3 protein-coding genes and 1 pseudogene are annotated in these 3,348 nt (G+C 67.4%); 1 reads left to right on the top strand and 3 read right to left on the bottom strand.

Features of this window, described 5'->3' with window-relative positions; genetic code table 11:
- From JHC57_RS21675 to JHC57_RS21665, 3 genes are all read right to left on the bottom strand, one after another.
- A partial coding sequence (locus JHC57_RS21675) for an amidase (RefSeq protein WP_294032650.1) occupies window positions 1-688 on the bottom strand: 688 nt, incomplete at its 3' end.
- Window positions 688-990, bottom strand: a complete 303-nt coding sequence (gatC, locus tag JHC57_RS21670) for an Asp-tRNA(Asn)/Glu-tRNA(Gln) amidotransferase subunit GatC (protein WP_166939344.1) — start codon at window positions 988-990, stop codon at window positions 688-690. The genes gatC and JHC57_RS21675, both read right to left, overlap by 1 nt.
- Before the next feature lie 86 nt (window positions 991-1,076).
- A complete protein-coding gene (locus JHC57_RS21665; protein WP_294032649.1) occupies window positions 1,077-2,885 on the bottom strand; it encodes a DUF4153 domain-containing protein in 1,809 nt (602 codons plus the stop codon).
- Window positions 2,886-2,965: 80 nt separating this feature from the next.
- Here JHC57_RS21665 and JHC57_RS21660 point away from each other — a divergent pair.
- Window positions 2,966-3,348 (top strand): annotated as a pseudogene (locus tag JHC57_RS21660) (hypothetical protein); the annotation flags it as partial.

Below are 3,348 nucleotides of genomic sequence, written 5' to 3'. Positions count from 1 at the left end.
TCGCGCAGTCGCGCACGTCGCGCGCCATCGGCCCCGCCTGATCGAGCGAGCTCGCGAACGCCACGATGCCCCAGCGCGAGCAGCGGCCATAGGTCGGCTTGATCCCGCTGATCCCGACGAAGGCCGCAGGCTGGCGGATCGAACCGCCAGTGTCGGTTCCCGTCGCCGCGGGGCACAGCCGCGCCGCGATCGCCGACGAGCTGCCGCCCGACGAGCCGCCCGGCGCGAGCGCGGCATTGCCGCCGTCGTTGCGCTTCCACGGGCTGATGACGTTGCCGAAATAGCTGGTCTCGTTCGACGACCCCATCGCGAACTGGTCGAGATTGAGCTTGCCAAGCATCCCGCAACCCGCGTCCCACAATTTCTGCGAAACGGTGGACTCATAGCGCGGGACAAAACCTTCGAGCATATGGCTCGCGGCGGTCGTCTGGACGCCGTTCGTCGCGAACAGGTCCTTCATCCCGATCGGCACGCCCGACAAGGGCTTCAGCGTCCCCGCAGCGCGGTCGGCGTCGGCCTGCTTCGCCGCGGCGATCGCATGGTCGGGCGTCTCGACGATGAACGCGTTGAGCGCCTTCGCGCCCGCGACATTGGCGTTGAACGCCTCGGCGACCTCGACAGCGCTGAAATCGCCCGCGCGGTGCCCGTCGCGGATCTGCGCGACAGTGAGGTTGGTAAGTTCGGTCATTATTCGATCACTTTCGGCACGCCGAAAAAGCCGTGCTGCGGCGCGGGCGCATTGGCGAGAATATCGTCGCGGCGGTTGCCGCCGGTAAGCGGGTCGGCGTCGACGACATCGTCGCGCAGCCGCAGCGTATTCGGGATCACCGCGGTCATCGGCTCGACCCCGGTCACATCGACCTCGCCGAGTTGCTCGACCCAGCCGAGGATGCCGTTGAGTTCGCCTTCCATCGCGGCGGCTTCGGCATCGCTGATCGCGATGCGCGCCAGCGACGCTATTTTCCTGACTGTTGCCTGATCGATTGCCATGATCGCCCTAACTTTAACGAAGCCGCGCCGCTAGCATCCCAGCCGCATCGCTTCAAGGCGCCGCGACAGCGTCGCCGAAACGCAGGTCAGGGCCGCGACGGCGGCGTTGGTGCGAAACTGTCGCCCATCGGCTTTCCGTTCACGAAAATCTGTTGCCGCATCACCGGACGGACTTCGACCACCGCCCTTTTCAGATCGTCGGCTTTTCCGAGATCGGCGGGCGCCGGGCTTGGCGGATGCTCGTCATACGGGCGCCACTGCCCGCTGTCGCCGATACGCTCGATCAGGGTGACATTGTCGCCGGGCCGGATCAGCGCGATCCGGTCGCTGTTCAGGACATAGGCGATGCAGGGCTGGCTCAGGCAATATCCGCCTCTGTCGATGCCCGCATAGTCGTCGCGCGTCAGCATTCTGCCCGCGGGAAGGACGCGCACCTTGTCTTCGATCGCCGTCGCCGCGACGGCGACATCGCCACCATGGCGCTGATGTTCTTGCGGAACGTCACCGCGATATCTGGCGTTCAGGGCAATTTTCGCGAGGCCGGCGCGGTCCTTGTTCGTCGATCGCGCCAGCGCCTCCAGCTCCCGCCGTCCGGTCGGACCGAAATCGAACGCCAGCGCCGCCCAGTCGAACTTTTCGGCCGTAATCGCCCCGGATTTCAGCCGCGCCACCTGATCGCGCGTCGAAATCGCCCCGAAATCGAGGATCGGCAGCGCGAGGAACAGCGCGAGCAAGGACAGCCCGATCGCGAGCTTCTGCTGCAACGGTCGCAGCCAGTCGTCGAAATCGCGCCGCCCCTTCACCACCGCCCACACGCCGGCCAAACCATAAGCCAGCGCGATCATCGCGGCGATCACGCCCCAGATGCGCTCGGGCGTCCAGCCGTACTGGATCACCCGCAAATGCATCGAGTAGAAGGCGATCCCCGCGAGCGGCAGCACCGCCATCGCAAGGATCGGCGCCGCCCAGCGCAACGCGGGGCTGGTCGCGCGATCGTCGCGGCCGTTGCCGATCACCGCATTGGCGAGCAGCACCGCGAAGGCCGCCACCGCCATCATCACCGCCGCGGTCGAAAAGCCCGAATCCCAGAGCTTTTGCAGCCCGGTCCCCGCCAGCGAGAGCAGGAACAGCACCAGCGCCACGGCCAGCACCGGCGCCAGCACCGCGAGCACGATCATCACCAGCCGCTGCAAGGTCGCAACGAGCCGGTCGCGCTCGCGGAGCAGGCCGACGGCGCCGCCGAACGCCGCCCCCGCGAGCATCCAGCCGAACCATTCGTCGTTCAGGAGGTCGAAGATCAGGTTGATCCCGATCAGCTTGAACATCTGCCCGATCAGCACCGTGAGCAGAAAGGTGATGCCGACGAACGCAAGGCTTGCGGCGCCGATCACCGCATCGGCCCATGCATGGCTGTGCTGCCGCTGGTAAGGCATCGCCCACAGCCTCCAGAACCGCCAGTCGGGCGCGACGTCGCGCCGCGTCTGGAACAGCGGCGTCGCGACCAGCACCGCGAGCATCCCCGACCAGAAGGGCCATTCGATCGGCGATCCCTGCAGATTATACGCCGCGGTCTGCCAGGCGATCAGCCCGAGGATCGCGCCCCAGCCGAGCGCGAACCCCAGCGCCCAATGCCAGCGGCGGCGTTCGACGCCCAGAACGAACACCACCGCCGCCACCGCCACCGCGGTCGCCAGCGCGCTCCGCCAATGCGAAAGCGCGTGGTCATAATGATGATCGATGAGCAGATGGAACGCGAGCCCGGCGGCGGCGCAGATCGCGGCCATGATCCACGGCCGCAGCGGCCAGGGCGGATCGCTGTCGTCCAGCCGAGCGGACGCGTTGGGCATTTGGCGGGGCGAATCGGCGCGCGCGCCGGTTGCGGCTGCATCGGTCATGCCCCACATCTGGGCTTGTTTCATGTCGCGCGGCAAGCCAAAGCTGCGCCGCTTCCTCTCCCGACCGCATGGAGCGCCTTTTGGCCCGCAAATTTCTCTACGTCATCGCCGCCATCATCCTGCTGATCCTCGCCGCCGGGGTCGTATACCAGCTCTTCCCGGGCTGGATCGCGCGCACCGCCTTCGTCCCCAGCACCGAATTCAAGCCGCAGGCCGCGGTCGCGCCCAACGCCTATGACGACCCCAAAATGTGGTTCGCGCACCCGGGGATGGAAAAGGACCCCTCGGCCTGGCGCCCCGCCGCCGACGGCAGCGAGACGCCCGGCACCGAACTCCCCGGCGAAAAAACCGCGGCGCCACTGATCCCGCCCGCCGAGGCCGCACAGGCTGCCGCCGAAACGCCGGTCGCCAAGGGCGACGCCGCGGTCTTCTTCGTCCACCCGACGAGCTATTACAGCCGCTC

The sequence above is a fragment of the Sphingopyxis sp. genome, assembly GCF_016463645.1.
In the GTDB taxonomy this organism is placed as follows: domain Bacteria; phylum Pseudomonadota; class Alphaproteobacteria; order Sphingomonadales; family Sphingomonadaceae; genus Sphingopyxis.
This window is presented reverse-complemented; position numbering and strand designations above follow the sequence as displayed.

Bases quoted from the DNA above. Each gene is read 5' to 3' on its own strand.
- gatC (WP_166939344.1), bottom strand. From the start codon at position 990: ATGGCAATCGATCAGGCAACAGTCAGGAAAATAGCGTCGCTGGCGCGC.
- JHC57_RS21665 (WP_294032649.1), bottom strand. From the start codon at position 2,885: ATGACCGATGCAGCCGCAACCGGCGCGCGCGCCGATTCGCCCCGCCAA.